34 protein-coding genes are annotated in these 22594 nt (G+C 58.2%); 18 read left to right on the top strand and 16 right to left on the bottom strand.

The annotated features are described in order from the left end of the window. The first annotated feature begins 5 nt into the window (after positions 1-5). The 12 genes from ACNFBR_RS10600 to ACNFBR_RS10545 all read left to right on the top strand — a co-directional run bounded on the left by ACNFBR_RS10600 (position 6) and on the right by ACNFBR_RS10545 (position 10231). Positions 6-476 carry a transposase gene (locus ACNFBR_RS10600; protein ID WP_416734883.1) on the top strand — a complete coding sequence of 157 codons (471 nt, stop codon included), beginning with the start codon at positions 6-8 and terminating at the stop codon, positions 474-476. Next, positions 473-952, top strand: coding sequence for a DUF1833 family protein (locus tag ACNFBR_RS10595; RefSeq protein WP_416734882.1), 480 nt, complete (start codon positions 473-475; stop codon positions 950-952). Before ACNFBR_RS10600 ends, ACNFBR_RS10595 begins: the two co-directional genes overlap by 4 nt. A 2-nt stretch (positions 953-954) precedes the next feature. Continuing rightward, positions 955-1359: a hypothetical protein gene (locus ACNFBR_RS10590; protein ID WP_416734881.1), complete on the top strand. Its 405-nt coding sequence runs from the start codon at positions 955-957 to the stop codon at positions 1357-1359. Further along, positions 1328-4381, top strand: coding sequence for a host specificity factor TipJ family phage tail protein (locus tag ACNFBR_RS10585; RefSeq protein ID WP_416734880.1), 3054 nt, complete (start codon positions 1328-1330; stop codon positions 4379-4381). The genes ACNFBR_RS10590 and ACNFBR_RS10585 overlap by 32 nt, the downstream gene beginning before the upstream one ends. Positions 4382-4420: 39 nt before the next feature. Continuing rightward, positions 4421-6685: a hypothetical protein gene (locus ACNFBR_RS10580; protein ID WP_416734879.1), complete on the top strand. Its 2265-nt coding sequence runs from the start codon at positions 4421-4423 to the stop codon at positions 6683-6685. 57 nt (positions 6686-6742) lie between these two features. After that, positions 6743-7246: a glycoside hydrolase family 104 protein gene (locus tag ACNFBR_RS10575; RefSeq protein ID WP_416734878.1), complete on the top strand. Its 504-nt coding sequence runs from the start codon at positions 6743-6745 to the stop codon at positions 7244-7246. Beyond that, on the top strand, positions 7243-7755 hold the full coding sequence (locus ACNFBR_RS10570) for a DUF2514 family protein (protein WP_416734877.1): 513 nt from the start codon (positions 7243-7245) through the stop codon (positions 7753-7755). The genes ACNFBR_RS10575 and ACNFBR_RS10570 overlap by 4 nt, the downstream gene beginning before the upstream one ends. Before the next feature lie 22 nt (positions 7756-7777). Beyond that, complete coding sequence (locus ACNFBR_RS10565) at positions 7778-8074, top strand: hypothetical protein (protein ID WP_416734876.1); 297 nt, start codon at positions 7778-7780, stop codon at positions 8072-8074. Continuing rightward, positions 8074-8448, top strand: a complete 375-nt coding sequence (locus tag ACNFBR_RS10560; RefSeq protein WP_416734875.1) for a hypothetical protein — start codon at positions 8074-8076, stop codon at positions 8446-8448. Before ACNFBR_RS10565 ends, ACNFBR_RS10560 begins: the two co-directional genes overlap by 1 nt. Further along, complete coding sequence (locus ACNFBR_RS10555) at positions 8449-9570, top strand: hypothetical protein (RefSeq protein WP_416734874.1); 1122 nt, start codon at positions 8449-8451, stop codon at positions 9568-9570. It abuts the gene before it with no gap. A 71-nt stretch (positions 9571-9641) separates the two neighbouring features. Beyond that, positions 9642-9935: a hypothetical protein gene (locus tag ACNFBR_RS10550; protein WP_416734873.1), complete on the top strand. Its 294-nt coding sequence runs from the start codon at positions 9642-9644 to the stop codon at positions 9933-9935. Next, positions 9932-10231 carry a hypothetical protein gene (locus ACNFBR_RS10545; protein ID WP_416734872.1) on the top strand — a complete coding sequence of 100 codons (300 nt, stop codon included), beginning with the start codon at positions 9932-9934 and terminating at the stop codon, positions 10229-10231. Before ACNFBR_RS10550 ends, ACNFBR_RS10545 begins: the two co-directional genes overlap by 4 nt. A gap of 298 nt (positions 10232-10529) precedes the next feature. Here the strand turns inward: ACNFBR_RS10545 and ACNFBR_RS10540 are convergent, their stop codons facing one another. Both ACNFBR_RS10540 and ACNFBR_RS10535 read right to left on the bottom strand, forming a co-directional pair. Beyond that, a complete protein-coding gene (locus ACNFBR_RS10540) occupies positions 10530-11636 on the bottom strand; it encodes a tyrosine-type recombinase/integrase (protein WP_416734871.1) in 1107 nt (368 codons plus the stop codon). Next, positions 11636-11848, bottom strand: a complete 213-nt coding sequence (locus ACNFBR_RS10535; RefSeq protein ID WP_021782767.1) for a hypothetical protein — start codon at positions 11846-11848, stop codon at positions 11636-11638. Before ACNFBR_RS10535 ends, ACNFBR_RS10540 begins: the two co-directional genes overlap by 1 nt. A 223-nt stretch (positions 11849-12071) precedes the next feature. Between ACNFBR_RS10535 and ACNFBR_RS10530 the strand changes: the two genes are divergently transcribed. Next, the gene (locus tag ACNFBR_RS10530; protein ID WP_416734870.1) at positions 12072-12464 is read left to right on the top strand and encodes an NUDIX hydrolase; all 393 of its coding nucleotides are present in this window, start codon (positions 12072-12074) and stop codon (positions 12462-12464) included. A gap of 59 nt (positions 12465-12523) precedes the next feature. Here the strand turns inward: ACNFBR_RS10530 and ACNFBR_RS10525 are convergent, their stop codons facing one another. The 6 genes from ACNFBR_RS10525 to ACNFBR_RS10500 are packed head-to-tail and all read right to left on the bottom strand — an operon-like array spanning position 12524 to position 14294. Beyond that, entirely contained in the window at positions 12524-12928 is a 405-nt protein-coding gene (locus ACNFBR_RS10525; protein WP_416734869.1) for a phage protein NinX family protein, read from the bottom strand. Next, entirely contained in the window at positions 12925-13179 is a 255-nt protein-coding gene (locus tag ACNFBR_RS10520) for a hypothetical protein (RefSeq protein ID WP_416734868.1), read from the bottom strand. The genes ACNFBR_RS10525 and ACNFBR_RS10520 overlap by 4 nt, the downstream gene beginning before the upstream one ends. Beyond that, on the bottom strand, positions 13176-13427 hold the full coding sequence (locus tag ACNFBR_RS10515; RefSeq protein ID WP_416734867.1) for a hypothetical protein: 252 nt from the start codon (positions 13425-13427) through the stop codon (positions 13176-13178). The genes ACNFBR_RS10520 and ACNFBR_RS10515 overlap by 4 nt, the downstream gene beginning before the upstream one ends. Continuing rightward, the gene (locus ACNFBR_RS10510; RefSeq protein WP_416734866.1) at positions 13424-13678 is read right to left on the bottom strand and encodes a hypothetical protein; all 255 of its coding nucleotides are present in this window, start codon (positions 13676-13678) and stop codon (positions 13424-13426) included. Before ACNFBR_RS10510 ends, ACNFBR_RS10515 begins: the two co-directional genes overlap by 4 nt. Further along, positions 13675-13971, bottom strand: a complete 297-nt coding sequence (locus ACNFBR_RS10505; protein WP_416734865.1) for a hypothetical protein — start codon at positions 13969-13971, stop codon at positions 13675-13677. The genes ACNFBR_RS10510 and ACNFBR_RS10505 overlap by 4 nt, the downstream gene beginning before the upstream one ends. Continuing rightward, positions 13968-14294 (bottom strand): hypothetical protein, encoded by a 327-nt coding sequence (locus ACNFBR_RS10500; protein ID WP_416734864.1) that lies wholly within the window; start codon positions 14292-14294, stop codon positions 13968-13970. Before ACNFBR_RS10500 ends, ACNFBR_RS10505 begins: the two co-directional genes overlap by 4 nt. A 179-nt stretch (positions 14295-14473) precedes the next feature. Between ACNFBR_RS10500 and ACNFBR_RS10495 the strand changes: the two genes are divergently transcribed. Continuing rightward, positions 14474-14773: a hypothetical protein gene (locus tag ACNFBR_RS10495; RefSeq protein WP_416734863.1), complete on the top strand. Its 300-nt coding sequence runs from the start codon at positions 14474-14476 to the stop codon at positions 14771-14773. Positions 14774-15110: 337 nt separating this feature from the next. Here the strand turns inward: ACNFBR_RS10495 and ACNFBR_RS10490 are convergent, their stop codons facing one another. After that, positions 15111-15362, bottom strand: coding sequence for a hypothetical protein (locus ACNFBR_RS10490; RefSeq protein ID WP_416734862.1), 252 nt, complete (start codon positions 15360-15362; stop codon positions 15111-15113). Continuing rightward, entirely contained in the window at positions 15362-15682 is a 321-nt protein-coding gene (locus tag ACNFBR_RS10485; protein ID WP_416734861.1) for a hypothetical protein, read from the bottom strand. Before ACNFBR_RS10485 ends, ACNFBR_RS10490 begins: the two co-directional genes overlap by 1 nt. A gap of 65 nt (positions 15683-15747) precedes the next feature. Between ACNFBR_RS10485 and ACNFBR_RS10480 the strand changes: the two genes are divergently transcribed. Beyond that, positions 15748-16380, top strand: coding sequence for a hypothetical protein (locus ACNFBR_RS10480; RefSeq protein ID WP_416734860.1), 633 nt, complete (start codon positions 15748-15750; stop codon positions 16378-16380). Positions 16381-16676: 296 nt separating this feature from the next. Here ACNFBR_RS10480 and ACNFBR_RS10475 read toward each other — a convergent pair whose 3' ends face one another. Further along, positions 16677-17600, bottom strand: a complete 924-nt coding sequence (locus ACNFBR_RS10475; protein ID WP_416734859.1) for a DNA cytosine methyltransferase — start codon at positions 17598-17600, stop codon at positions 16677-16679. Positions 17601-17650: 50 nt separating this feature from the next. Here ACNFBR_RS10475 and ACNFBR_RS10470 point away from each other — a divergent pair, with 50 nt between their 5' ends. Together ACNFBR_RS10470 and ACNFBR_RS10465 are read left to right on the top strand one after the other, a co-directional pair. Continuing rightward, positions 17651-18478 (top strand): hypothetical protein, encoded by an 828-nt coding sequence (locus tag ACNFBR_RS10470; protein WP_416734858.1) that lies wholly within the window; start codon positions 17651-17653, stop codon positions 18476-18478. 115 nt (positions 18479-18593) lie between these two features. After that, the gene (locus tag ACNFBR_RS10465; RefSeq protein WP_416734857.1) at positions 18594-19193 is read left to right on the top strand and encodes a hypothetical protein; all 600 of its coding nucleotides are present in this window, start codon (positions 18594-18596) and stop codon (positions 19191-19193) included. Positions 19194-19211: 18 nt separating this feature from the next. Here the strand turns inward: ACNFBR_RS10465 and yejK are convergent, their stop codons facing one another. Then, entirely contained in the window at positions 19212-20213 is a 1002-nt protein-coding gene (gene yejK / locus ACNFBR_RS10460) for a nucleoid-associated protein YejK (RefSeq protein WP_416734928.1), read from the bottom strand. A 90-nt stretch (positions 20214-20303) separates the two neighbouring features. Here yejK and ACNFBR_RS10455 point away from each other — a divergent pair, with 90 nt between their 5' ends. After that, entirely contained in the window at positions 20304-20903 is a 600-nt protein-coding gene (locus ACNFBR_RS10455) for a hypothetical protein (RefSeq protein ID WP_416734856.1), read from the top strand. 12 nt (positions 20904-20915) lie between these two features. On the opposite strand, the gene ACNFBR_RS10450 is transcribed toward ACNFBR_RS10455, so the two are convergent. From ACNFBR_RS10450 to ACNFBR_RS10435, 4 genes are all read right to left on the bottom strand, one after another. After that, positions 20916-21380, bottom strand: coding sequence for a hypothetical protein (locus tag ACNFBR_RS10450; RefSeq protein ID WP_416734855.1), 465 nt, complete (start codon positions 21378-21380; stop codon positions 20916-20918). Then, the gene (locus ACNFBR_RS10445; protein WP_179027670.1) at positions 21377-21646 is read right to left on the bottom strand and encodes a hypothetical protein; all 270 of its coding nucleotides are present in this window, start codon (positions 21644-21646) and stop codon (positions 21377-21379) included. Before ACNFBR_RS10445 ends, ACNFBR_RS10450 begins: the two co-directional genes overlap by 4 nt. A 19-nt stretch (positions 21647-21665) precedes the next feature. Then, positions 21666-22049 (bottom strand): response regulator transcription factor, encoded by a 384-nt coding sequence (locus ACNFBR_RS10440; protein ID WP_179027669.1) that lies wholly within the window; start codon positions 22047-22049, stop codon positions 21666-21668. Positions 22050-22176: 127 nt separating this feature from the next. Beyond that, a complete protein-coding gene (locus ACNFBR_RS10435) occupies positions 22177-22377 on the bottom strand; it encodes a hypothetical protein (protein ID WP_416734854.1) in 201 nt (66 codons plus the stop codon). Between the last annotated feature and the right edge of the window lie 217 nt (positions 22378-22594).

Raw genomic sequence — 22594 nt, 5'->3', positions numbered from 1 at the left:
TGGCAATGATTCAATACCCGGCAGAATTGCCACTTCCTCTGCAGGAGGGCTATGGGCTGAGCACGGTTGATCCGATGCGGGCCACCCAGATGGCCACTGGGCGCACGCGGTACCGGATCAGGCACCGGTACGTGCCCACTGAAGTGAAGGTCAACTTCAACTTCAGCGAGGCCGAGGCGGCGCAGTTCGAAGGCTGGTACGTCTGGGCCATCAACAACGGCTTTGACTGGTTCGAGATGCCACTTCAGACGCCGATCGGGTTCAAGACCTACATCGCGCACTTCAAGGGCATTTACCAGGGGCCTGATCTGACGCAGATCAGCCGCTGGCGGTACTCGGCGGTGATGCAGCTCAAAGAGCGGCCTGTACTGACCGAAGACCAGTACATCGGTGTTTCGGTTGGTATGCCGCTGGACCAGTTCAACACCCAGCTGTCAGGAAGCCTGGACAAGTGGTACACGAGGTACTTCGGATGAGCCTGATCGAAGAGTGCTACGCATCCGGCCGGGGCGAGCTGGTCGATACCATTGAGGCGCGGGAGGAGGGCGGCACCGTCTCCCACCTCTACTGCTCTGGTTGGGAAGACCGAGTGTGCACCACCGAGGACGGGCGGACGCTCACCTTCATCGCGATGGCCATGGACCTTGCCCTGCCGAAGAACGACAACAGCGCGTTCCAGAACCTGGTGCTTGGCCTGGACAACGTGACCGGCGAGGTGCAGGAGGTGGTGGAGGCGGCCAAGGCCGCCGACAAGCGCTTCATCATCACCTTCCGGCGCTACCTGGCTGAAGACCTGTCCTTCCCGAGCGAGCGGTACCGCATGACGCTGCTCAGTCGGGAGTATGAGGACGACGTGACCAAGCTCACTGCGGGCTTCTTCGACCTGCTGAACACCAACGGTCTGCGTACCGTACTGACCACCTCTCTGGCACCTGGCCTGAAGTACATCTGACCATGATCGAGAAATTCATGCGCGCCCCGTATCGCGAGGGTGCACGGGGGCCTATTGCCTTCGATTGCTGGGGGTTGTGCATCGCCGTGCGCCATCAGGTGTTCGGGCTGGCGCTGCTTCCCAGTCTTGGTGCTGTGGGGAAGGACAGGCTCAGGGCCAACACCGAGGCCTATCACGACCTACGCCAGGGCATGGAAGAGTGCGCGCCGGAACCGGGCGCCATTGCCGCCGTGTTCCGCGGCGCGCTTTGCCTGCATGTCGGCGTGGTGGTGGAAAGCGAAGGGCGCCTGAAGGTGCTGGACACAAACCCCGGCGGCGCCTGCCTCCGCACAACTGGCGAGTTCGAAGCCGCGCAACCCAAGGTGGTGTACTACCGTGATCGAATTTTTCCCGAACAAGCTGAGTAACACTGCACCGCTCGGCACTTGGAAGACCGACCGCCGCATAACCATTGAGGCTTGGCTGAAGAGCCAGGCCCCGTCATACGAGCGCCGGGAAAGCCCGCCAATCAGCGCTGTGCTGAATGACGAAGTGATCGAGCAGCACCTGTGGCACAAGGTGAAGTTCAAGCCGTCCGACCTGCTCCAGATCTACCGCGAGCCCAAGGGCACTGACCCATTCTCCATCACATTCGCCTTGTTCAAGGGCGCCAAGGCGGTGTTGAAGTCCATCATGCCCAAGATGCCGGGCATGCCATCGAGCGCCGGCACCCAGCAGGGCGACCCTCTGATGGGTGCCAGCGCAAAAGGCAACAAGGTCAAACTGGGCGACCCGGTTCGGCAGATTGCAGGCCATCAGCGTGTCTATGGCTCTTACCTGTGTCAGCCGCGCCGCGCCTTCCTTGCGCCGCGCGACCAGCGTGTAGAGATGCTGCTGTACATCGGCGAAGGTGCATACGACGTGCCGCTGGCCAAGGTCAAGGTAGGCGAAACGCCGCTGATTTCCCTGGGCGCGGACGCCACGTTCACGGTCTACCCGCCAGGTGCCGACCTGTCGGCAGATCCAGCTCACATCAACTGGTTCAACGTGCCTGAAGTCGGGGCAAGCTCCAGCGGCTCTGCCGGCTTGGAATTGACCATGGCCACCGATCTGACCAGGTCGGCCACCGCTTCGGCCTACCAATTCGTCGGCGACACCATCAGCGTTCCGACTGGATCCGGCCAATTTCCGGCCGACTGGTCGAACGGCATCATCGTTCGCGTGCTGGCGCCGTACACCTACACCGTCATCGACGGCGGAGCGGGTCGAGACATCGTGCGCGGGCCTCTGGATATGCTGAACCCCACGGCCGGCATGCTGATCGAAGTCGCCGGGGCGAACGCCGGCCTGTACGTGGTGAACAGCTACACGCCATACAGTCCAGCGGTCCCTGCCAACCCGGGCACCGCATCTACGCTGACCGGCTCGGCTGCGCCGACGCGCTACGACTTCAACGTTACGCCGCTGAGTTTCAACCTTGTGCGCGGCTCGTCCACCTATCCGATCACGCTTAACACGGCAACAACCGACCTGGCTGGCCTGGTGTCCGCGCTCAACACGCTGCTCAGCGGCATTCCGTTCCAGGCACAGCAGAGCAGCGGGCGGTTGCGTTTCGTTGAACTGACGCCGTTCGCCGGTCAGGCCGTCACCGCAACAGGCGCCTCGACCATTCTTGGGGCGTCACCGGCCGGCGTAACCGGCACGGCAACCACCAGTGCCATCCCTGAGCAGCCAGCCGAGATGACGCTGAACTATGACGGCGGCTCGCCCGTGGTCGGCCTGGCGCTGGGCCAGGGCCTGGCAACCATCGGTCCTCGCGGATTGCGGTACAGGATCACGGCCTTCAGCACCAGCTTGCTGGAGGTTGAGCGCCTGACCTCATCAGGCGCTACCGATGCAGGCTGGCCAGGCTTCAACACCATGCAGACTGTCAACGGCCTGATCACCCTGGACGCTTCGAACCTGCAGGGCGGATATCGCGGGCCATTTGCCTGCTGCCCGGAAAACGAGAAAGTCATCGAACTGGAGTGGTCGGTCACCTACGCCAACGGCCTGTGCGGCATTGGCCGGGAAGGGCAGATCTACGAGATCCCGACCTACTACGTCTTCGAGTACCGCGACATGGATGTGGCAGGCGCGTGGACCGTGCTTGAGCAGATGAACTGGGGTGGAAGCCTGGACGCTCAGGGCTTTACTGGTCGCGTCGCGCTTCCCTATGCGATGCGCGCCGAGGCCAGGGTTCGCAAGCTGTACAAGGACCGGCCTGGCCGAATCAACGATGAGGCTCGAGACGACGCGACATGGACGGACCTGCGCGGGCGGATGCAGTACTCGCCAACGAGCTACCCAGGCCTGACAGTCATTACCTGCAACATTCGCGGTGGTGACCGTCTTTCTGCGCAATCGGAAAGCCAGGTGAGCGCAGAAGCAACCCGCATCCTGCCTCTCATGGCTGGCGGCTCCGGGCCAAGTCGCGACATCGTGCCATGGTGCATTTACCAGCTGAAGCAGCGCGGCTACACCGACGACGATCTGGATCTTCCTGAGTGGCAGGCCTTCCACGAAATCTGCGTGGCTCGTGGCGACACCTACGACGAGACGCTAGACGCCACGATCACCGTGAAGGACATGGTGAACAACGCGTTGGCGTGCGGATTCGGTGAGCTGGTGACGTTCCGCGGCCTGCTTCGGCCGGTCCGGGATAGCGCGCGGGCAGCCTTCGACGTGAGCTACGGCCCTAAAACCCAGACCTACTCGCCCCAGAACATGACCAAAATGTTGAAGATCAGCGGCGCCATGCCGTCGATCAATGACTTTGATGGCGTCGATGTCGAGTATTTGTCGCGCACAACCTGGTCCTGGGAAACAGTCGAGTGCCGCTGGCCGGGGGATCTGGGTACGAAGGTCGAGAAGATCAAGATGCCCGGCTTCAGCGACAAGACCAGGGCCTGGCGTTTCGGCATGCGCCGACGCGGACACCAGAAGTTCCGTACCGACATCTACACCTGGGAAACCGAGATGGATGGCAGCAACAGCGGCTACTTGAGCTTTGCGGCTGTTGCGGATGATGCGCCAAAGCGGTGCCAGAGCTCGATTCTGCTCGACTACCAAGTTACTGATCTCGGCACTTACCTGCACTCGTCAGAGCCGTTCAACTGGACGGCTGGCGGCGAGCATCTGGTAGGTGTGCGCAAGCTTGACGGCACGCTGGCCGGGCCATTCACCGCTACCCAAGTGAACGAGTACGTAGTCCGCGTGGACGCGTTGGGCTTCACCCCAGTGATCGAAGGTCCGCTTGAGCCGCCGCATCTATTGTTTGGCCCAGCATCACGGTGGGCATACCCAACCCTGATCACCAGCTCTGACCCCGCAAACGGCAACGTCGCCATGAAGGGCATGCCCTATGACGTCCGCGTTTATACCTACGACGACCAGTCGCCACCTGCCTGAATTAACACAGCCCGGTTACCGGGATATGAGAGGAAACCTATGACCGGCGCAGAATCTCTGCAGCTGTTCCAGCAGCTTGTGGCCAACGCAAACTCGCTTTTCCTATCCGACGCAGATTTTGTCGTGATTAATGGCATCTCCAAGCCGACCCTGAAAAAGATCTACGCCGAGTTCCTTGCAAGCATGGGGACCTACACCACGGTAGCGGCTGGCCTGGCCGCAACCAGTGGCACTGGAACCAACAACCGTTTTTTCTCGGTTCCAGGAACCGGCGATGTGTTTGAAACCCGATACCGGAACGACGCCGGAGTCGCAGTAGAGGTCTCTTCCCTTCTTTCTTGGCTGTCAGACTCACAGACCATTAACCGAGGGAAGGGATTTCCGCTTAAACAAATGAACAGGGGCGGCGTTACATCGACTGCTAGCGCAACATTGAACAGATTGATTCTAGAAGTAAAAGTTGTCGGGGATTCCCAGTATCTAGACGGAAAACTCTACAGAATTGCGTACTTCCAGAATGAGGCCAATCTGAGCGGCAATATCGCTCATGGAATCGTTTTGGAGGAGTTTGATGCGGGTACGTATTCGAGCTCAGGTGTAGCGGTTACGATCCACTCGGCCAACAACGCACCGGCGCCCATTGTTAGGACTGGAGGGGTGCAGACATTCACTATTGTTCCGGCTCTTCGACCTAACATTCAGTTCGTCATCACCATAGATGCAGCCGCCCTTCCTGCTGCCGGAACGGCAGTCTCCGCGCTCAACTCAGGTTCAGCAGGTTACTCGTGGATCATTGAGCAATCATGCTACATCGGGCTGAAGGGCATCGGAAACTCTATTTCACTGAACCGGAACCGCGTCTACCCTCAGAAATCAAGCGCGCGCAATGGTGTTACAAGTGTTCAGCCGTTGCTATTCATGGCCTGCCTGCTCGACTTCCAGGTTGTCGGTGCCAGGCCTGGGAAGCTATATCGAGTCGCCTACTTCAATAACGGATACCCTCTGCCAAACTCTAAACAGGATGGCTGGATAATCGAAGAATTCGATGCGTTAGGGTATGAAACATCCAATAATCCGGCAAACATCGTCGTAAACTACTCGGACCCAACACCTGACATTCCGCGAGCCGGAATTCAGACCGTAGTAGTCGAGAGTCCATCAATTGCAGGTATGCACTTCCGAATTACGGTTGACACCACGGCATTCCCTGCATTCGGCACGCGAATTCCTGGGAACATATCCGGGCAGGCTGGATATAGCTACATCATCGACCCGCAGCGCTACACCTTGGCCGCTCCTGCAGCACAGTCGACAAGCATCCCGCTCGAATGGTCAATGGATAGCTCAAACAACCTGCGGGTGGCATGGGTTAGCAAAGGGAGATGCTTCCGCCTTCGCTTCGGGCCAAATGGAGTCAACCAGCTACCCAACCTAATCTCTGTGGAAGGTGCGCCTGGCTCAGATCTCAGCACGGCGGCATGGGTAGTTCTAAGCACCACCAACAGCGACTGGTTCCCCCCTATGCGCGTGTCGGCTGACGCAAATGGCGATGGTGGGGCGATTAACTTTACCGGCGGGGCGCACGGATCCAACGGAGACGCTACCGGTAACCCGACTGCGCGAAACATCCTGTTCAAGTGCTTCGCGGACGGGGTGCCAATAGCTCAAGGACAGAGTGGAAGATCTGAGCGCGTGCGCTTCCAGATCATCAATGAACTTATGGGCTACAACACTTCTAGCCTTGGTCGATACATCCTTCGGCAAAGCCTCAGTGTCAACGTTACTCCTTCCTGCATGGAGGTTGATGCCGACGTTACAGCGCTGGAGAACATCTCCGTGAGGACCGACTACGGCCTCCAGTTGCTGTCAGGAGGCTTCAGGGGTACCCAGCTCGTCCTGGGCGGATCGAATACTGCTCGCGGCTCGTATCAGCTTGCCGACAACAACTCAGGGGCGAAGTCGTCGTTCCCGAACGCATGGGCGATCGTCCTTCAGGATGACACCAACGGACAAATGGCAATGTGGATGGACAAAAGCTATGCGTCTGGTAATAGCGAGCACGTGGCTGATACCGAGCCACTCTTGCGCGGATCGGTAAACGGCAAGTGGTATCTTGGTGCGGTCCTTAGTCCGACTGGAAAAGCGTTCCCGGCGAAAGGAGGCTACAAGTACCGAGCTGGAGTATCGTGGCAGGGGCCTGCAATGCAGCCTGCCAGTCTCGACTCAGTCATTGAGATGACCAAGGCCAGCCACCCGACCTTTGCCTACGGACTGCCGAATGCCGATTTCGTGAAGGTTAGCTGATAGGAAATGAATGAAAGTCGCCCGCCTAGTGCGGGCTTTTTTGTGCCTGGAGAAAACATGGCCAGACTCACCGAAACCCAGGCCGGAGGCGCGAACGTGCTCCGGTTTCTGGACCTGATCGCCTTCTCGGAAGACACGTATCGAATCGGAAGCCAGGATGGCTACGACGTGATCGTGACCGGTATCGACATGAAGCCTGAAACCTTCAGCGACTTCAGCGACCACCCGTTCGCTAAGGGGCGAAAGTCCAAGAAAATCAATTCCAAGGGACTGACCAGCAACGCAAGCGGACGGTATCAATTCATGCTCAAGGACTGGGCGCATTACCGCGACCAGTTGAGGCTTCCCGACTTCGGGCCTTTGAGCCAGGACCGCTGGGCAATCCAGCTGATCCGCGAGCGGCGGGCCCTGGACGACATCAAGGCCGGTCGCATCGCTGAAGCCATCGCCAAGTGCTCGAACATTTGGGCCTCGTTTCCCGGGAACAACTACGACCAAAACCCGCACAAGGTAGAGAAGCTGCTGGCTCAGTGGCAGAAGCTCGGCGGGACGCTGGCATGACATGGCTTGGCTCGGTACCGGCCTGGTGCTGGTGGCTGATCGCTCTGGTACTGGTTGCCGGCGGCCAGCATTACCGGGTGGTAGTCGCTCAAGATGAGACAGCAACGGCACGCGCCGAACTTGCCGACTACCGCCTAGGGGTTTCAGAGCGCGACCGGCGTGCTGCCGCCCAGGCCAGGGCCGAAGAACAGCGCCGCCAAGCTGTGGCGGACGAGGAGGGCGAGAATGCACGACAAGAATTGGAACTGGCCCAAGGCCGCGCCGCTGCTGCTGAGTCTGCTGCTGGCGGCCTGCGCGGGGAAATCGCCAGACTGCGCGCCGGCCACCGAGCCACCTGCGACACCATCGCTGCCCAGCAGCGCCAGGCAAGAACCTCTGCCGTCGTGGTGCTCGGGGGATTGCTTGAAGAGTCTGACCGAATGGCGGGCAGCTGCGCAGCAGCGCTTGAGCGAAGCCGAATAGCTGGTCTGGCGTGCGAGGCGATATCGGATGGTGTGAAGGGGAAGTAACCACAACAGGAAGGAGAGAGGCATGATCAAGGACATTCAGCCCGCTGCGAACGAGTGGGTCGATGTGTACGCGCTGACTGGCATTGCGGTCGGTACCGGTCTGCTGATCCAGGGGAAGACCGATTCGCTTGCGTACCTGTGGGAAGGTGCGGCGCCGCCGTTGCTTGGGCCGCAGGATTGGAAGTTGCCGGGGTATGAGATAGACCGCCGTCGCGGGCCGGTCCGCGTTCGACCTGGCGCACCCGGCCTGTGGGTATTTTGCTGGAACCCCGTCAGCGTTGGCGGTACCGGAGTCCTCTGCGTGCAGGAGGATGCGTGATGATCGAGCCAGCCAGCGACCTGAGCCGTGACGACATCCAAACCATGATCGAGCAGGCCATGGGCCAGGCCATGGACCCGATGAACGTCACCTACACGCCGACCGAGGGGCAAATGATCAGCCTGCCGGCGACCGACCGCGATCTGTTCGTCAACCTGACTCCGGCCGGCGACCTCAACGCCATCACCGTCTCACTTCCGCCCGAGGCAACCAGCCGCGACAACCAGCGCCTGGTCATGCGCAGCTCGCGCAACATCACCGAAATCACCGTGACCGGTGCCACAACCATCGACAACGCCATCGTGATGCTAAATGCCGGCAGCGTGACGGTGTTCTTCAAGTTCGCCCCCAATCTCTGGTCGAGGACCGTATAAATGAAGCGATTCCTGGCAGCCTTGCTGCTTATCCCTGCGCTCGCCTTGGGCGCTGGCAATGACCTGCTGATCAACCAGCGAAACCCGACTGACACCGCGACCCTAACCCGGGCCGTGGTGCCGCCATCCGGCGGCGGAGTGAATGGCGTCATGGGTTACAACGGCGCGACGAACCTGCCGGTGTTCTTCCGCTTCGGCGCCGGCCTGGCATTGGATTCAGGCGCGGTTGTGGCGCTGCCGCAGGCCTGGGCCGACATCACCGGTAAACCGATTTTAGCTACGGTGGCCACGAGCGGCGCTTATGCCGATTTGAGCGGTAAGCCAGTCCTGTTCAGCGGGGCATATGCCGATCTGACCGGTATTCCGGCAACCTTCGCTCCCGCAGCACACACGCAGGCCTGGTCCACCATCACCTCCACGCCTATCACCCTGGCGGGTTACGGGATTTCGGACGGGGTGACCCAGACGGCATTGGCCGCCACGCTCGGCGGGTACGCGACGACGGCGGCGCTGACCTCCGGCCTGACGGGCAAATTCAACACCCCGACCGGAACCGCGGCACAGTACCTGCGCGGCGACGGCAGTGCGGCCACATTCCCTGCCATCCCGGGCGGCACCGTGACCAGCATCACCGCCGGCACCGGCCTGGCGGGCGGCACCATAACCACCATCGGCACCATCAGCCTGCCGAACACCGGCACGGCCGGCAGCTATGCCAACGTCACGACCGACGCCCAGGGCAGGGTGACCGCCGGCACCAACCGCAGCCAGAGCTCGGTGACCAGACCGCTCAACACGGCATTCCAGCCGAACACGACCCGCGACGTCGATGCCCGGTACAGCTTGCAGTGCCAAGTCACGGCCAGTATCACCGGTGGACAGAACTGTGACGTGTTCCTGGAGATCGCCACCGACCAGGCGTTCACGACGAACGTCCAGCAGGTCGGGGTAGTTGGCCAGGGGCAGGTCTACACGCTGGCGATCGCGCTGCAGGGCGTTCAGCCACAGACCCAGCAGGTTATCGGCTACATCCCGGCCGGCTACTGGGCACGCATCCGCACCGTGCAAAACCTCGGCGCGCCGACATTTACCTACCGCCTCGGGCAAGAGATCCTGCAGTAAGCGACGACTGGGTTTGCCCGGGCGCTATCCTGCCTATACGATACTGTTTATTCATACAGTATCGGTGCGCTATGTATTTTCTCCTCGTTCGCCGTCGCGTAAAAGGTGTGGCCATCCCGTCAAATCAGCTCGGGAAGATCCAGCCCCTGCGCGCCGACATCCATATCGGTGACCACCACAGCGAGCCGCTGGGCCGGGTTTCGACTCAGGCCTGGGTGTTCAACCCAACACCTGGGCCCGACATCATCCCTCGGTTGCATGACGCCAAGGTCAATGGCATGGCCCAGCTCGGCATGAACATCAACGGAATCGAGGAGATCGACGGCGTGCTGTATGCGCAGTCGTGGTGGTGCAGGGCAGAATGACGGCCGGGCTGCCACAGGCCTGGCTGGACGAGCTAAGCGATCAGGTTGCTTTGGTGGCTGATCCTGATGGCCGCACCGCGGTGCTCAGTGAAATGGCCTATGCCGCTCGCCGGCGCCTAGATGTCGACGACAGTGATCTGGTCGACATGCTCGAGCTTGCCGAGTCGGCCAGGATGTGGGCGCTGGCGGAGCACGAGGAGGCTTGGGCTATTGGTCTCTTCGGGGATTACGAGGCAGACCACCAGGGTGGATTCCAAGTGATCAAGGGGTCCGGACAGTCGCCCAGCTGTGAGTAGCTATATAAAGGAAGGGAAACGGTCGGCAGAACGCCGGATGCAGGCCGAAGCCCGTGGGGAGATTTTCGGGGGATGGTGAAAATTGGTTCTGCACAGTGCGGCACCGTTTGCAGCGAGCGCCCGTTCTATGCCTTGGATTTAAAGGCGTTTCGTACATCCCGCACGCATGGGGTGCAAGGGGTCGAGTGTTCGAATCACTCCGTCCCGACCAAAATACTCCAAGAAATCCAGTCACTTAGCGGTGACTGGATTTTTTTATGGGCGACCCGCGCAAAACTTGCGCAAAATGGGCGCAAAACTATCCGGCGAAATCGCCAATATCCAGGTCGGCTTCGACCTCGGACCACACCACATCTTCGTGCCCCTTCTGGTAGTTCCTGGTCATGCCTTCAGTGGTATGCCCCGCGATCTTCTGGCCATCTTTCCCGGCCCGCTTGTACAGGTGAAGGGAGAGGGCGCGCACCTCATGAAACCCCGGCATTTCCTCCTCTTTGAGGTCGCTGTAGCAGCCCGCAGCATCCCTCGCATCCTTGAAGGCACGGGTGAGAAACCTCTCGTCAACCTTCGTCCAATGATCCTTCCCTTCACGTTTCTTCTTCCGCTCCGGGCGGCGGTGCACCAAGTACGGGGACAGAATGTCGTCGCGACACCGAGTAAGTACCTCGCTCAATTGGTCTGTGACTTTGAGCTTCAGCCAGCCAGCGTCCGAAGCCTTCTCCGTCTTGCTCTGCACGACATACAGATAGCCATCACGCACGTCTTCGAACTTCATGTCGAGGATGTCGCCGCGCCGTTGCGCCGTAATGAGCGCAAGATCGATGGCGTTTTTCAGCCAGCGCGGGGACTTATCGCGGATTGCTTTCAGACCTTCTACGGTGTGCCGCTTGCGCTGCTTTTTCTCGATTTTCGGAATAGTGTTGGCCGCAGGGTTGTCCGGGCAGAGGCCTTTTGCTGCGGCATGGTTGAACAGGTCGATCAAGATTGCTCGTGCCTGGTTACTCGCCCGTGGGGTAAGCGGTTCAAGAAACTCAGCGACCATCCTGATGGTGATCTGGTCTATGGGGCGCTCGGCAAACTCTGCCCGAATTTGCTTGAACCTGACGGCGTATAGATCAAGCGTTGCTTTTGCTAGCTCGCGAGGCGGGAGCACGTCTCGCTCATAGGTGACCAGGAACTCGCCCAAGGTCACCGAGCATTCGCCAAGAACCTCGGCCACCAAGTCGCTCCCGCGCAGGAAAGCGGTGTTGAGCTGTGCGGCCGCGTCTATTGCTCGGCCTCGGTCTGAGCCGAACTGAAACCACTTCCCGTCGGTGGGGCGCCGATACCGATACGTGCCCCGCCGAGCGTCGAAGTAAAGGTTCATAGGCAGGCCTTTGTTGGCCTTGTTCCTTGGTCGAGGAACCATCACGCGACTCCTTTCAGCACCATATCAACCAGGTTGTTTCCGGTTGTTCTTTGGTAGGCGGCCCAGTCAACGTACCAAATGTTGCCTATCCGCTCGCCTGGTATCTTGCGGTTTCGGATATGGTTTCGAATTGCCTGAGAACACAGTGGCGTACCGTTTTCGCCCCATTTTCGCCGCTGAAATTCACTAATTTTGATTAGCTCTTTTTTCATTATGTTCTCCACGCCGCCGATGGCGGCAGATTGGTGGGGGCACCGATATGTTTCCGCCTGGCTGGCGGACTTGAGTGGGTGCGGGGAGGGGTTAGGTAGAATCCTAGGTTTTGGGCCCGTGCAGCTGAACTCTGTGTAACATCTACTTGTCATCGAAGAGGTGAGGAAACATTTGAAATGCGTTGGGGGTTCCCGGCGCCCACAAATCGTGATGAACAAATAGATGCCACAAAGACAACAGAAGCCAACCAAGGTAAGAGCCACAATCATCTGCTTGCGTAGTGGCAAGGTATTGCTGGTGCGCAGAAAGGGCGGGAAGTGGAATTTTCCTGGCGGCGTAATCGAACTAGGTGAAACCCCGCAACAAGCTGCTACTCGCGAACTTGAGGAGGAGACAGGGTTGCACTCCAACAATTTGCTCGAACTCTGCTGCCTGGAAGCCGGCAACACTCTTCATCATGTCTTCACAGCATGTGTTGGCGACCTTGATCGGGCTGCCCCGCGTAATGAAATTGCCGCCTGCAAATGGGTGTCACGCGGCGACCTAAGCCGCACATCGCTCAATCCTGCAGCCGTTGCATTGCTGTCGAAAGAGCTTCCGGCGCTTTCGGCATAGATCTTCGTCGCCTCTGACCATCCTGTAGATCAGGAGGGTCATGTACATCAGGGGCACGATCATTGGCATAACTCTTTGGGCACGTGGACGAATAGGCCAAGCTTGTTCAAGACGATGCACCTGCAGGCTGCGATAAGGTGCGTCTCGCCGTACATACCGTCTCGGAATTCGGTGGGTACGCCATCGTCGTTGCACAGGTAGCAATGGATTCGGCCTCGCCGCTCGACTGAAAGGTCGACGTTGTGCTTGTGAAGAAGCGATCCGCCTACAGCCCAGTTTTCGTGCGGGTCATAGCGCGCATCGTGGATGGTGACCTCGCCGGTGTAGCGAACGAATACCCGCCAGGGAATCCCGTTATAGCCTGGTGGTGCCAGTCTGACGTCCAGGCCTTCTGCCTTGCCGACGGCCCAAGCCAGTTGCTCGCCAACCAGGTCGGCTGTCTTCACTTCGATCAGGTCGGTCAAGACTGATTACCTCGAAACGCCCGGTAGCCAGCTGCGATTGTGTCTCCGAAGAGGAGCCACACCACCCACGCTGCGCACAGCGGGTACCAGACCCAATCCGGCATGAACTGGAGCAACCAGATGAAGGGGAGGCCGATGGCGAGCACGATCAGGCAGAAGACGATCATGAAAAGGTGAAGCCCCAGATCACGCTTACCGGTTCGGCTCATGGCGGATAGCGCGACGCGCAGCCGCTCTTTTGTCTGGCTCACAGCTGATACCTCTCATCAATCCAGCGCCCAGGCGCCAGAGCAGGTGTAGGTTCGGGTTGGGTTTCGTGCGGGGAGATCTGGCGCTCGTTACCGGCCTGCAGCTGGCTGTCGGGGATGCAGCTGATGCCGACCCCATTCAGCAGGTAGCAGGTGACGCCGCGCTGGCTGTCGTGCTGTACGTCGATGACGTTCTCGGTTGCGCTGGCGCCGGTGGCCAGCAGCAGGAGGCAGAGGGCGAGGCGGGTCATGATGGTTCGTTTCCTTCACGCATGGCGCGCAGCTTGTCGCGCTTGATGATGTCGGTGCACGCCTGCAGCCCGTGGCAGCATTGATCTGGCATGCCTTCGTTGAAGGTGTAACAACAGTCCGCACAAACCCATGGGCATTCGCCGCGAGCGGCGCGATCTGTCCAGTCGCGTGTGGCCTGGTCCAGCGCAGTGATGTACTCCGGCAGCTTGTTAGCGGGCATTTCGGTGACAGTGATTTCGAAGCCGCTCATATGCCTGCCTCGCCGTTGTAGCGCTTGTAGTTTTCACCGAACTCCCAGCAGTAGGTCGCCGGCCAAGCGCCTGGCGTGCCTTCCTCGACGAACACGTATCGGTGCGCGAACTCGCCAGAGCGATCCGGCACCGACTTGCACCATTTGTGCTGAGGACCGCCCAGGAACCATCCCGGGTGTTCCTTTACGGCCTCAGCCATGAACACCTCAAGGGCGTGGTGACCCTTGCTCATCGCGATGTAGGTGTCGTTGCCGACGCTTTGCACGTCCAGCGGATACTGTTTCAGCCTCATGCCGCCACCTCGCGGCGCGCCCACCAGCACACGGGGCCATCGTCGGTGTCGTGGATGGCCAGGCAGAACCAATCGCCGCTGGTAGGCCGTTCCGGCTCCCAATAGCTGCAATCTGGGTCATGGCTTTCGAAGTAGCGGTTGGCAATCGCCTCATCGGCGTATTCCAGGCTGACCATGCAAACCTGCAGGCCCTGCTCGGCAATCCAGGCCTTGCACTTGTCGGCATCACCCTCGTCGAAGTCGGGAAGGTCCGGATGCTGGAACATCCCGTTTTCGTCGCGCACGACCGGCGCCCGCTGGATTAGCTTGATTTCTTCAGGCATGACGATTCCTTGGCCGCCATATCGCGGCAGTGAGTTGTACAACATTCTGTCTTGGTACAAGAAAGTTGGCCGGTGGTCCGATTCACCGCGCGTTTCGGAACAATGTTTTTGCTGGCGAGGCAACCGGGACTAAGGTGGGTGTACACAAACTGATTAGACGAAAGTCGTAGGAGTCCGGGATGAGGATTCGCAGTGACGTTTTCTGGGGCTGGGCAGATCCCACGCTTCACCATCGAACACATGAGGAAGAGCTGGACGATGGCACATGCATTGATGTTCAGGTGCGCCTGTCGCGAACGGGTTGCACGCAGATGTTCATCGGTGTTTATGCCCCAGGCGGTATGACTGTCCATGAGGAGGCCCACGATTCGCGCCCTGGAGAGTCAATGACCAGGGCTTTGGCTTGGGGCGTAGGCCGCGCGCGCCGAATTGCAGTCGCAGGCGTGCGTACCGGCGAGCTTCTCGCCGCTTTGAAATAGAGGACTAAACAGTTGCAGTAGAGCTATGGTTAGCCTTACGCGAATCGAACTAGAAGGCTCCACAGCGTGTGCATCGACATCCATCCAAAAACTGTCAGATACGAGCATCGGGGATACGAAGCCACAATCGAGTTGCGCCGCTCTATTCCCGTTGCCCCAGGGCCAGATCACATTATTATCAGCATCAGTCGTTCTGGCATCTGGGCGCACACGATGCAGCTGTCGTCGAGGTATGGGTCTATGGAAGAAGCCGTTGATGCGGCCCAGATCTTGGTTAGGCAGTACGTTTCGGGAGTGTGTGGTTCGGCTAAATAGCCGGAGTACAAATGTGCTCCTTTCAAGGTTTCGCCTGCGGCACTCGCTGCGACTGGAGCGCGAGGCCCTTCACAGCCACGCTGTAGATGTACTTGATCTTGTCCCACGGGATGATGTGGCACTGGCCGTATACACCCTCGCCATCGCATATCTCGCAGCCTTCTACCGGCTCATCCTGCTCGCGGCATTCCTGGCATTCCTGGGTGACCTCCAGCTTGAACTCGCCGAGCAGCAGTGCCTTGGCGCCGTTCTCGGCCGTGAGCCGCTTGGGCATCAGGCAGTATCCGTCAGGGATGGATACCAACGGCCCAACAGGGACAACCGGAAGCCCAGTCGCCGCCGCATCCCTCTCCGCCTCTTCTTTGGTCCACCCAAGGCAGTACCAACCATCCAGGCTATTGGCTCGGGGTGGGGCTGCGGGTCTGGGTGCGATTCGCGGGAGCCCGCCAGGAACAGCAGATAGTCGTTGTGGGTGCGCTGGTCTTCGAAGCCGGTGCTGTTCTTGATCAGGCATTTCTCGTCAAGGCCGAGCGGGTTGAGGCTGATGAAGAGGTCGCGCGGGTCGTTGCTGCAGGATCGATATTCTGTGGGCATGGGTTTCTGTCTCGCTGGTGGCGTAAACTAAGGCTTGGGTTACCCGCTCGGAGCGATAGGGGTTTATGGAAAAAAAAGACATCGCGATTTTGACGGCCGTAGTTGTGGGGTCGTTTTTTTCTGGTGTGGTTTGGGCGCCTATTTTTACTGATAAGGCGTTAATAAAAGATTTGTTAGAGTCCAGCAGTTATGTTGCGACTATTTTTGCATGTGTTGTTGCCGTGGTCGCGCTTTCTTCTTGGAAGAAACAGTTCAGGTTCTCTGAACGCTTCTCACGACTGTCTAGCTTAAAAGACGCTGCAACGGATCTTCACCTGTATAGAGGTTATTTGCAGGATATCTCCAGAGCCATCGAGTTAAAGCTTGGAGGCGAGGATGTGCCTGATAATTTTGCTAAAGATCTTGAATCTAAACGAGAAAAGGTCTTGGATACCTTTAGCTTCTATAAGAAGTCATGGACTTCTGCGGTTGCATTCCTGAGCGCCCAAGAAGAAGCAGAAATTCAGGGGCGGCCGGACGTGTTTATAAGCATGTACATGCGTTACCCTCAGCAACTCTACTCTGCTGCGGAGGTCTGTTTTCTTACAGGTGATAGGGCTGAGTATGACTCCATAAAGCAAGAGGCAATTGAAAGGGCAAAATCATTATATGCTCAGACTGTTGGTGCGCTAGATCACCTGCTTAGCCAAAAAATTTGAATTAGCTATGAGTTGTCTCGGTTTAGGCAGATATAATTATACGTCCGTACATTAAGGAAGCTGTTCGATGGCTACGAGAACGACCCATCCCGTGCGATGTGACTGCGGCCATTCTGGGTCGATACGTCAAGTGGAAAATGACCAGCCTTATTCGGCCTGCTACGAGGCATACAGTCCGGTTGATCTTTCAGGTACGGGAGTCGAATTTTCTCGGCCGGTCGATTGGCTAGAAATCCTTGATGCGATGTCACTGCGATGCCCCGCTTGCGGCACGAAGCTTTCCGAAAGAAATATCGTCAAGCAGCCATGATCAGTGCTTCGATAACCCTCTGACCTGCCAAAGGCGGAACCGCGTTTCCCGCCATGTGCATGGTCAGCCGGTGGTTGTTCGGGCGCAGGGTGTCGGCCGGGAACGACATCGCGGCTAGCGCCTCATTGGCGCTAAGCATTCGCATCCGGTCGCCATCGACCAGGGCCCAGCGGTCCAGGGTGGTGATAGTGCCGATCGGGCGGTTGATGTCGCGGCCGGTGGTTCCGGAGCCTTTGCCGTAGTAAGGCATGATGAAGCGATCGCCGAAGCGCTGGCGACCGTTGCGCACTCGGTTGAGGGTGGCCTGGGCCCGGCCTGGCTTCTCGATCTGCGACCAGCGCCCGGCGTCGAAGTCGAGGAAGCTGGCTGCTGGCACATGGCGCTCCTGCGGTAGCTGCAGCATCAGCGGTACCTTGCTTCGGGTCAGCACCATAAACAGGCGCACCCGGTGCTGCGGCACCCCGAGGTCAGCGCAGTCGACGATGTGCGGAGCTGCCTGATATCCCAGCGCCTGCACTGCCTGCAACCAGGCCGGGTACAGCACCCAGTCGGTGAACTCCGGTACATTCTCGATCACTGCCGCCTGCGGCCGGTGAAACTCAAGGGCCGATACTGGCGCCCAGGCCGTGGAGCGCGATGCATCATGCTCCGGGTTGCCCGACTTTTTGCCGCGCGCCTTTGCGTGCCCCTGGCAGCAGGGTGAAGCAAGCAAGATGTCGTGTGCCGGTACCTGTTCCCAACGGGCTTGGTGCAGGTCCTGGCAAACGTGCTGCGTTTCGGGGTGGTTGGCGCTGTGCCATTCAACGGCGACCGGCCAGTGGTTTGCCGCCCAGAGAACCTGGACGCCTGCGGCGCGCGCGCCGGTGCTCCATCCGCCGAGGCCGGCGAACAGGTCGATTGCTGTGGACATATGGCTCCCTTAGAATAGTGGCACAAAAGCATCAGGTAGCTCTGAAATAAATGAAAAAGCGTTTACCTCAATGGCTGTTAGCAGTGGTGCTAACAGCTCTGCTGATAGCTATTGGCCTTCTAACTTTGTTTGTTATAAAGTTTGGTTACGCACCCTCCGATTCGCAAGAGAGCTGGGGTCAGTTTGGTGACTTTGTCGGCGGCATTCTAAATCCGCTCTTCTCTATCATAGGGTTGTTTGCACTTCTCCACACCATAGTTTTGCAGAGCAAGGAGTTATCGAAGTCAACTAAGGAGTTGAAGGCTTCGGCGAAAGCTTTGAAGCGTCAGAATAAACATAATGCGCGCCAGCAGTTTGATAATAATTTTTTCCAATTGCTAACTCTTAATCTGTCACTTGTTCCTTCAGTGCATCTCAGCGGTAAAGTTTCCGGGGAAGCTGCTTTTCAGAGCGCTGTCGATTTGTTTTTGTATGGTTTTGATGCTAATAATGCCGATTTTGATGCATGGGTTAAGAGGTTTGATGAGTGGCGATCTGATCCAGCATATGTGTTTGATACATATGTTCATTCTCTTTCTAACGTTATTAATTTTGTAATTAATTCGCGCGTTCCCAAGGGGGCAAAAGAGACGGCGTATATCACTATCTCGTCCAATTTGTCTAGCGGAATTCTAATAGTCCTGTTTTTGTTTTGCACGTTCTCAAGCGAGCATAACTGGCTGCGGATCGAGCTTGAAAAGAGTGGGTTTTTTGGTTGGTGCCAACTTAATGAGTTGAATTATATTCCGATTTGGAAAGATACCCCTCCGTTTAGCAGATTAGATCTAAGCTGGGTGCTAGCCTCAGGTGCACAGGAACAGACGACGGAAAAGGCGTAAAGGTTGCCGATGAGGCCGAGGCTCAGGCTGGCATGCGCCGCACTCCGTGACTGGATGCGGCATGGTTCGTATTCGGTGTAAGCTAATTGTCAAAATTTAAAAGGACCGCTAAGCCATGAGGCAGAAACCAAAACTGCAAGAAAAATGGGGGCCTCTCCTAACGGTCGGTCTAGCCTCTTTGCTTGTTACGCTGCTAATCGTTTTGTCTCTGTATTTGTTTGTGTTCAATGATGGTCTTTCGTTAAGCGCTGATAAATGGTCTGCATTCGGGTCATATTTTGGTGGAGTGTTGGGGCCAATTGTTTCGCTAGTCACCCTTTTTGCCGTAATGCGCACTATCGGACTGCAGTTGGACCAAAGTGAGCATTTCGTCCACGATGGCGCTCAGCAGAGGATTGAAGCCTACAAAACCTGCCAACTTCAACTGCTAGACCAGCAAATCAATATGCATGAGCGCATGATCGATAGGTATAACCAGGAGGGACTTCGGCTACTGGAACTATCGAAAGCTACTAACATTCCTCAGCGAGAACACTTGTTGGTGTTGGATAGGGCGATTCAAGAGTGTGAAAATCGCGTCGGAAAGCTTCTGAAGCTTTCTTTGGTGGTTTCAGTCTATGAATTTGGCAGCACTCAAGAGCTACGTGCAAAAATGGAAAGTGAGCTCACGGCTATTGACGACAGCTTTAATGCCGTTCGAAGTTTTGAAACCTGAGCCACAAAATGAACCAGGTCAAAAAGTAGTTAATTGTTTTACCAAATGACTTGGAAGATTCTTGATCGTCAGGCTAGCGCTTGCCTGGTCGAACTCGACGCGCTCACCCAGAAGGTGCGCTTCGAAGCTGATCGACATGCCTTCGGCGCGGCCGGTGTAGCGGCGGTACTGGTTCAGGGTGCGCTTGTCGGCGGCAAAGCTCTCGGACATCCCGTAGTCGCCGGCCCGGATGAAGTCTGCGAAGGTCTTCGGCCTGTCTTCGAAGAGAGCCTCGGAGAGGTCATCCAGGCTGATCGGTTCGCCGATCTTGTCCTGCGCTTGGGCATAGGCCACCAGGTGCTGACTCTTCTCGCTGGCGGATTCGGTAGGAAGCTCTTCGGCCTCTACGAAATCTTTGAAGGCCTTGAGCAGCGTGCGGGTTTCGCCTGGGCTGTCGATCCCTTCCTGGCAGCCGATAAAGTCTTGGAAGTAGTGCGAAAGCCGCTTGCCGTTCTTGCTCTTGATGAAAGAGATGTACTGTCGCGACGCCGGGTTGTTTTTCCACTCGCTCAGGTTGATCCGGGTGGCGAAGTGCAGGGCGCTGGTATCGAGGTTGCGCGAAACCGACACGGTTAAGTCATCGGCAACCGAAATCGTCTCGGCCTGGCGCAGGATGGCGATGGTCAGGTATTCGGTCAGGCCCTGCTGATACAGCGCGAACAGGACGTGCCCGCCGACTGCCAGATTGGATTCCTCCATGAGGCGCGTCAGGTGCTCAACCGCTGTGCGGGTGAATTCGATGAACTGCATGTCGCCGCTGATCGTCTTGGCCAGCCATCCGCTGAGAGGGTAGGCGCCGGATTCGCTGTGGAAGAATCCCCAGGCCTTGCCGGTCTTGGCGTTGTAGCCGTCGTTTACATCGTTCACCAGGTTCTCGATGGCGCCGCTCTCTGGCAAGCTGGCGCTGGCCATGTGCAGGGCTGCTGGGCTGCCGTCTGGCTTCTTGTCGATGAAGTGCATCACTGCGTGGCGAATGGGCATGGGAGTTCCTCCGTGGCCGGCGGGCGGCATGGTGGCAATTTGGTTTTAGATGGGTTATCAAAGGCGAAAACTTGTTAGTGGGGCGCTTGTGTGACTATTGAAAACGTAATGCTGACTCTCAATCGACTACCTAAAATTAGCGCAGTTATTGATGCTGGAACTGATTGGGTCGCTATTGGTGGAATTGCCGTAACACTTGCAACGGTGATAGCAGGTGCATTGGTCACAATCTCAACTTTTAAGCGAACAATGCGCAGTCAAAGTGAGCTTGCAAGGGCTGTGGCTTTGAAGGATAGCAGGCAGGGCTGGATTAACGACTTAAGAGGTACTTGCTCAGAGTACATCGCTGCGGTAGGGATACTGCAGCACCAATCAGACAGCAGGGAGATACACTCTATTTTTATTGACAAGGTGACAGCAGTTGACTCTTCAGCAGCTGCTGGTCTTATTGCTGACTGGGAACATGAGAAGCGCAGAGCACGACAATCTGCGTTAGCACTTAAATCAAAAATTGAACTTCTGTCGAACCCGAATGAGTCGGATTTCAGAGAGCTGATTGACTTGGCAAGGGCGGCTTTTGATAGGGCAGTTAAAGTGAATGGCGGGTCTCAGGAGGTCTGTATCCAAATTGTCGAGAAGGCACAGCAAATTCTCAAAACCGAATGGAACAGGGCGAAAAAGATGGAGTAAGAACCCTGTGGCCTATTCTATGGCTGCTTTCTGCTGATTCCAGGCCCCGACAGCGGCAAAGATCTTTGCGGCCTCTGCTTCGTCGAGCGTTGTGTCGGTGGGTATGGCGATCCAGCCGGCCGCGACCAAGTGGTTAGGGTTGGCCGTGGCCCGCAGGTCGGTGTAGGTAGTCTCGATTACGTCGGTCAGGTGGTCGGCCCGGTAGTTGCCCTGTGGCGCGACCTCAATCGACTTGTGGTACCGCTCGCCGAGCTCTGTTCGGCACAGCACGCTCAAGTAGATGGTCCATCGGTGCGGGATGTCGCACACGGCATCAACCACCTGGCGCACGCAGATTTGCTTGAGGTTTTTCCAGTTGATCAACACCTGCTGGCCGCTGGGGTCGATGTTCACGACGGCTGCGTGGTTGGCCGAGACCAAAGCCCGGCAGGTCCGCTCCAGCCGGGAGCGCATGTTGTGCGGCTTGCGCTTGCTCATTGCATGCCGCCTTGCTTGCTCGCAGCGCCTGCCTCCATTGCATCCACAAACCGCAGAGCCGCCCGGTAGCTGTAGGCGAAGCCATGTTTGGTGCCGGTGGCGATCTCCAGCACATCCCAGGTCGTGCCGTTACCAGATGCCTGGTAGCGCGGTGCGCCTTGGCTGACCTTGGCATGGGCCTCGGCCCTCACTGACTTGCTGCGCTCGAGCAGGGCCGCGAGCACGGCAAGCTTCTGCTCGAAAGCAGGGTGCATTGCTGTCTGCATGAGGTGATCCTCGGTAGGGTCAGGCGTGGTATTCAAAGGCTTCGGCCTTGCGAACGATTCGAACTTGGGCGGTGCGGCGCTCCGGGGCGCGGCGATCGCGGCGCATGGGGTCGCTGTCGTTGATCACCGCGTGCATGGTCATGAGGGCGACGAGCGCGATGCAGAGCGGGCTGATGATCTGCTGGCGCATGGCTTTGGTGACCGCCTCGATGCGGCGGCCAGCTTCCAGCTTGAACAGCGCGGCCTCGATTCGATTGGCTACGGTGCCCGGGCTGACCGCCATCCTGCGGGCGATTTCTTTGGTGGTGAGGCCTTGGGCCACCCACAGCAGTGCTTCGAGCTCACGTGGAGCCAGCGCCTTGCCGAGCTGGCCAATCCATGAGCCGCAAGTGATCGTTTCCATGAAGTGTCCTCGGTGGGCTGCACTGGTCGTGACGCTCGCTGCCGCGTACCTCCCGGACCAGGGGAGGGCGAACGTCACGACCGATGCAGCCTGGTGATGGGGAACCAGGTGGACCGGGCAGTTTCCGTCAGGCTGACGTAACGCAGGGTGACTGGCTCAGGGCTTTCTTCTGCTGCTCGAGCAACCTGTCGATTAGCTTCTGTCGATCGCCAACAGAAAGGCTCCAGGCGCCGTAATACAGCCCTTCAGCGATGCTCCCGTCGAACTCAGTCGTGCTGTCTTCGCCCCAGATCTTGTACTTGATGCGGTTAGTTGGCCGCTTCGCCATCGTCTTGCCCTCCAGGGCGGTTGATTTCCCGTCTGGCCCTGTCGCCAAGGCCAGCCAGTGAAATCTGTTTTCCGCACCATGCGTATTGCCGCGGCTATCCCCACCTGGCCGGGTCACACATTTCGTGTTCGGTGTTCTTCCCGGCTGGCTGCATGGTTTGGCGTCCTCCCATGGGGGGGGGAGTCCGGCAGCTATCCAGAGGCTGCGTGGTCGACGA

This window comes from Pseudomonas sp. NY11955, from assembly GCF_048068035.1.
In the GTDB taxonomy this organism is placed as follows: domain Bacteria; phylum Pseudomonadota; class Gammaproteobacteria; order Pseudomonadales; family Pseudomonadaceae; genus Aquipseudomonas.
The sequence above is the reverse complement of the archived record's forward strand: the minus strand, read 5'-3'. Positions and strand labels throughout refer to the sequence as shown.

What these genes read in the sequence shown, in the direction of transcription:
- ACNFBR_RS10480 (WP_416734860.1), top strand. Translation starts at nt 15,748, where the DNA reads ATGGAAAAAAAAGACATCGCGATTTTGACGGCCGTAGTTGTGGGGTCG.
- ACNFBR_RS10510 (WP_416734866.1), bottom strand. Translation starts at nt 13,678, where the DNA reads ATGAGCGGCTTCGAAATCACTGTCACCGAAATGCCCGCTAACAAGCTG.
- ACNFBR_RS10450 (WP_416734855.1), bottom strand. Translation starts at nt 21,380, where the DNA reads ATGAGCAAGCGCAAGCCGCACAACATGCGCTCCCGGCTGGAGCGGACC.
- ACNFBR_RS10445 (WP_179027670.1), bottom strand. Translation starts at nt 21,646, where the DNA reads ATGCAGACAGCAATGCACCCTGCTTTCGAGCAGAAGCTTGCCGTGCTC.
- ACNFBR_RS10600 (WP_416734883.1), top strand. Translation starts at nt 6, where the DNA reads ATGATTCAATACCCGGCAGAATTGCCACTTCCTCTGCAGGAGGGCTAT.
- ACNFBR_RS10440 (WP_179027669.1), bottom strand. Translation starts at nt 22,049, where the DNA reads ATGGAAACGATCACTTGCGGCTCATGGATTGGCCAGCTCGGCAAGGCG.
- ACNFBR_RS10505 (WP_416734865.1), bottom strand. Translation starts at nt 13,971, where the DNA reads ATGAGGCTGAAACAGTATCCGCTGGACGTGCAAAGCGTCGGCAACGAC.
- ACNFBR_RS10545 (WP_416734872.1), top strand. Translation starts at nt 9,932, where the DNA reads ATGACGGCCGGGCTGCCACAGGCCTGGCTGGACGAGCTAAGCGATCAG.
- ACNFBR_RS10550 (WP_416734873.1), top strand. Translation starts at nt 9,642, where the DNA reads ATGTATTTTCTCCTCGTTCGCCGTCGCGTAAAAGGTGTGGCCATCCCG.
- ACNFBR_RS10465 (WP_416734857.1), top strand. Translation starts at nt 18,594, where the DNA reads ATGAGGCAGAAACCAAAACTGCAAGAAAAATGGGGGCCTCTCCTAACG.
- ACNFBR_RS10485 (WP_416734861.1), bottom strand. Translation starts at nt 15,682, where the DNA reads ATGCCCACAGAATATCGATCCTGCAGCAACGACCCGCGCGACCTCTTC.
- ACNFBR_RS10495 (WP_416734863.1), top strand. Translation starts at nt 14,474, where the DNA reads ATGAGGATTCGCAGTGACGTTTTCTGGGGCTGGGCAGATCCCACGCTT.
- ACNFBR_RS10570 (WP_416734877.1), top strand. Translation starts at nt 7,243, where the DNA reads ATGACATGGCTTGGCTCGGTACCGGCCTGGTGCTGGTGGCTGATCGCT.
- ACNFBR_RS10560 (WP_416734875.1), top strand. Translation starts at nt 8,074, where the DNA reads ATGATCGAGCCAGCCAGCGACCTGAGCCGTGACGACATCCAAACCATG.
- ACNFBR_RS10535 (WP_021782767.1), bottom strand. Translation starts at nt 11,848, where the DNA reads ATGAAAAAAGAGCTAATCAAAATTAGTGAATTTCAGCGGCGAAAATGG.
- ACNFBR_RS10475 (WP_416734859.1), bottom strand. Translation starts at nt 17,600, where the DNA reads ATGTCCACAGCAATCGACCTGTTCGCCGGCCTCGGCGGATGGAGCACC.
- ACNFBR_RS10565 (WP_416734876.1), top strand. Translation starts at nt 7,778, where the DNA reads ATGATCAAGGACATTCAGCCCGCTGCGAACGAGTGGGTCGATGTGTAC.
- ACNFBR_RS10435 (WP_416734854.1), bottom strand. Translation starts at nt 22,377, where the DNA reads ATGGCGAAGCGGCCAACTAACCGCATCAAGTACAAGATCTGGGGCGAA.
- ACNFBR_RS10470 (WP_416734858.1), top strand. Translation starts at nt 17,651, where the DNA reads ATGAAAAAGCGTTTACCTCAATGGCTGTTAGCAGTGGTGCTAACAGCT.
- ACNFBR_RS10540 (WP_416734871.1), bottom strand. Translation starts at nt 11,636, where the DNA reads ATGGTTCCTCGACCAAGGAACAAGGCCAACAAAGGCCTGCCTATGAAC.
- ACNFBR_RS10515 (WP_416734867.1), bottom strand. Translation starts at nt 13,427, where the DNA reads ATGACCCGCCTCGCCCTCTGCCTCCTGCTGCTGGCCACCGGCGCCAGC.
- yejK (WP_416734928.1), bottom strand. Translation starts at nt 20,213, where the DNA reads ATGCCCATTCGCCACGCAGTGATGCACTTCATCGACAAGAAGCCAGAC.
- ACNFBR_RS10580 (WP_416734879.1), top strand. Translation starts at nt 4,421, where the DNA reads ATGACCGGCGCAGAATCTCTGCAGCTGTTCCAGCAGCTTGTGGCCAAC.
- ACNFBR_RS10575 (WP_416734878.1), top strand. Translation starts at nt 6,743, where the DNA reads ATGGCCAGACTCACCGAAACCCAGGCCGGAGGCGCGAACGTGCTCCGG.
- ACNFBR_RS10530 (WP_416734870.1), top strand. Translation starts at nt 12,072, where the DNA reads ATGCCACAAAGACAACAGAAGCCAACCAAGGTAAGAGCCACAATCATC.
- ACNFBR_RS10595 (WP_416734882.1), top strand. Translation starts at nt 473, where the DNA reads ATGAGCCTGATCGAAGAGTGCTACGCATCCGGCCGGGGCGAGCTGGTC.
- ACNFBR_RS10490 (WP_416734862.1), bottom strand. Translation starts at nt 15,362, where the DNA reads ATGCCCAAGCGGCTCACGGCCGAGAACGGCGCCAAGGCACTGCTGCTC.
- ACNFBR_RS10555 (WP_416734874.1), top strand. Translation starts at nt 8,449, where the DNA reads ATGAAGCGATTCCTGGCAGCCTTGCTGCTTATCCCTGCGCTCGCCTTG.
- ACNFBR_RS10500 (WP_416734864.1), bottom strand. Translation starts at nt 14,294, where the DNA reads ATGCCTGAAGAAATCAAGCTAATCCAGCGGGCGCCGGTCGTGCGCGAC.
- ACNFBR_RS10590 (WP_416734881.1), top strand. Translation starts at nt 955, where the DNA reads ATGATCGAGAAATTCATGCGCGCCCCGTATCGCGAGGGTGCACGGGGG.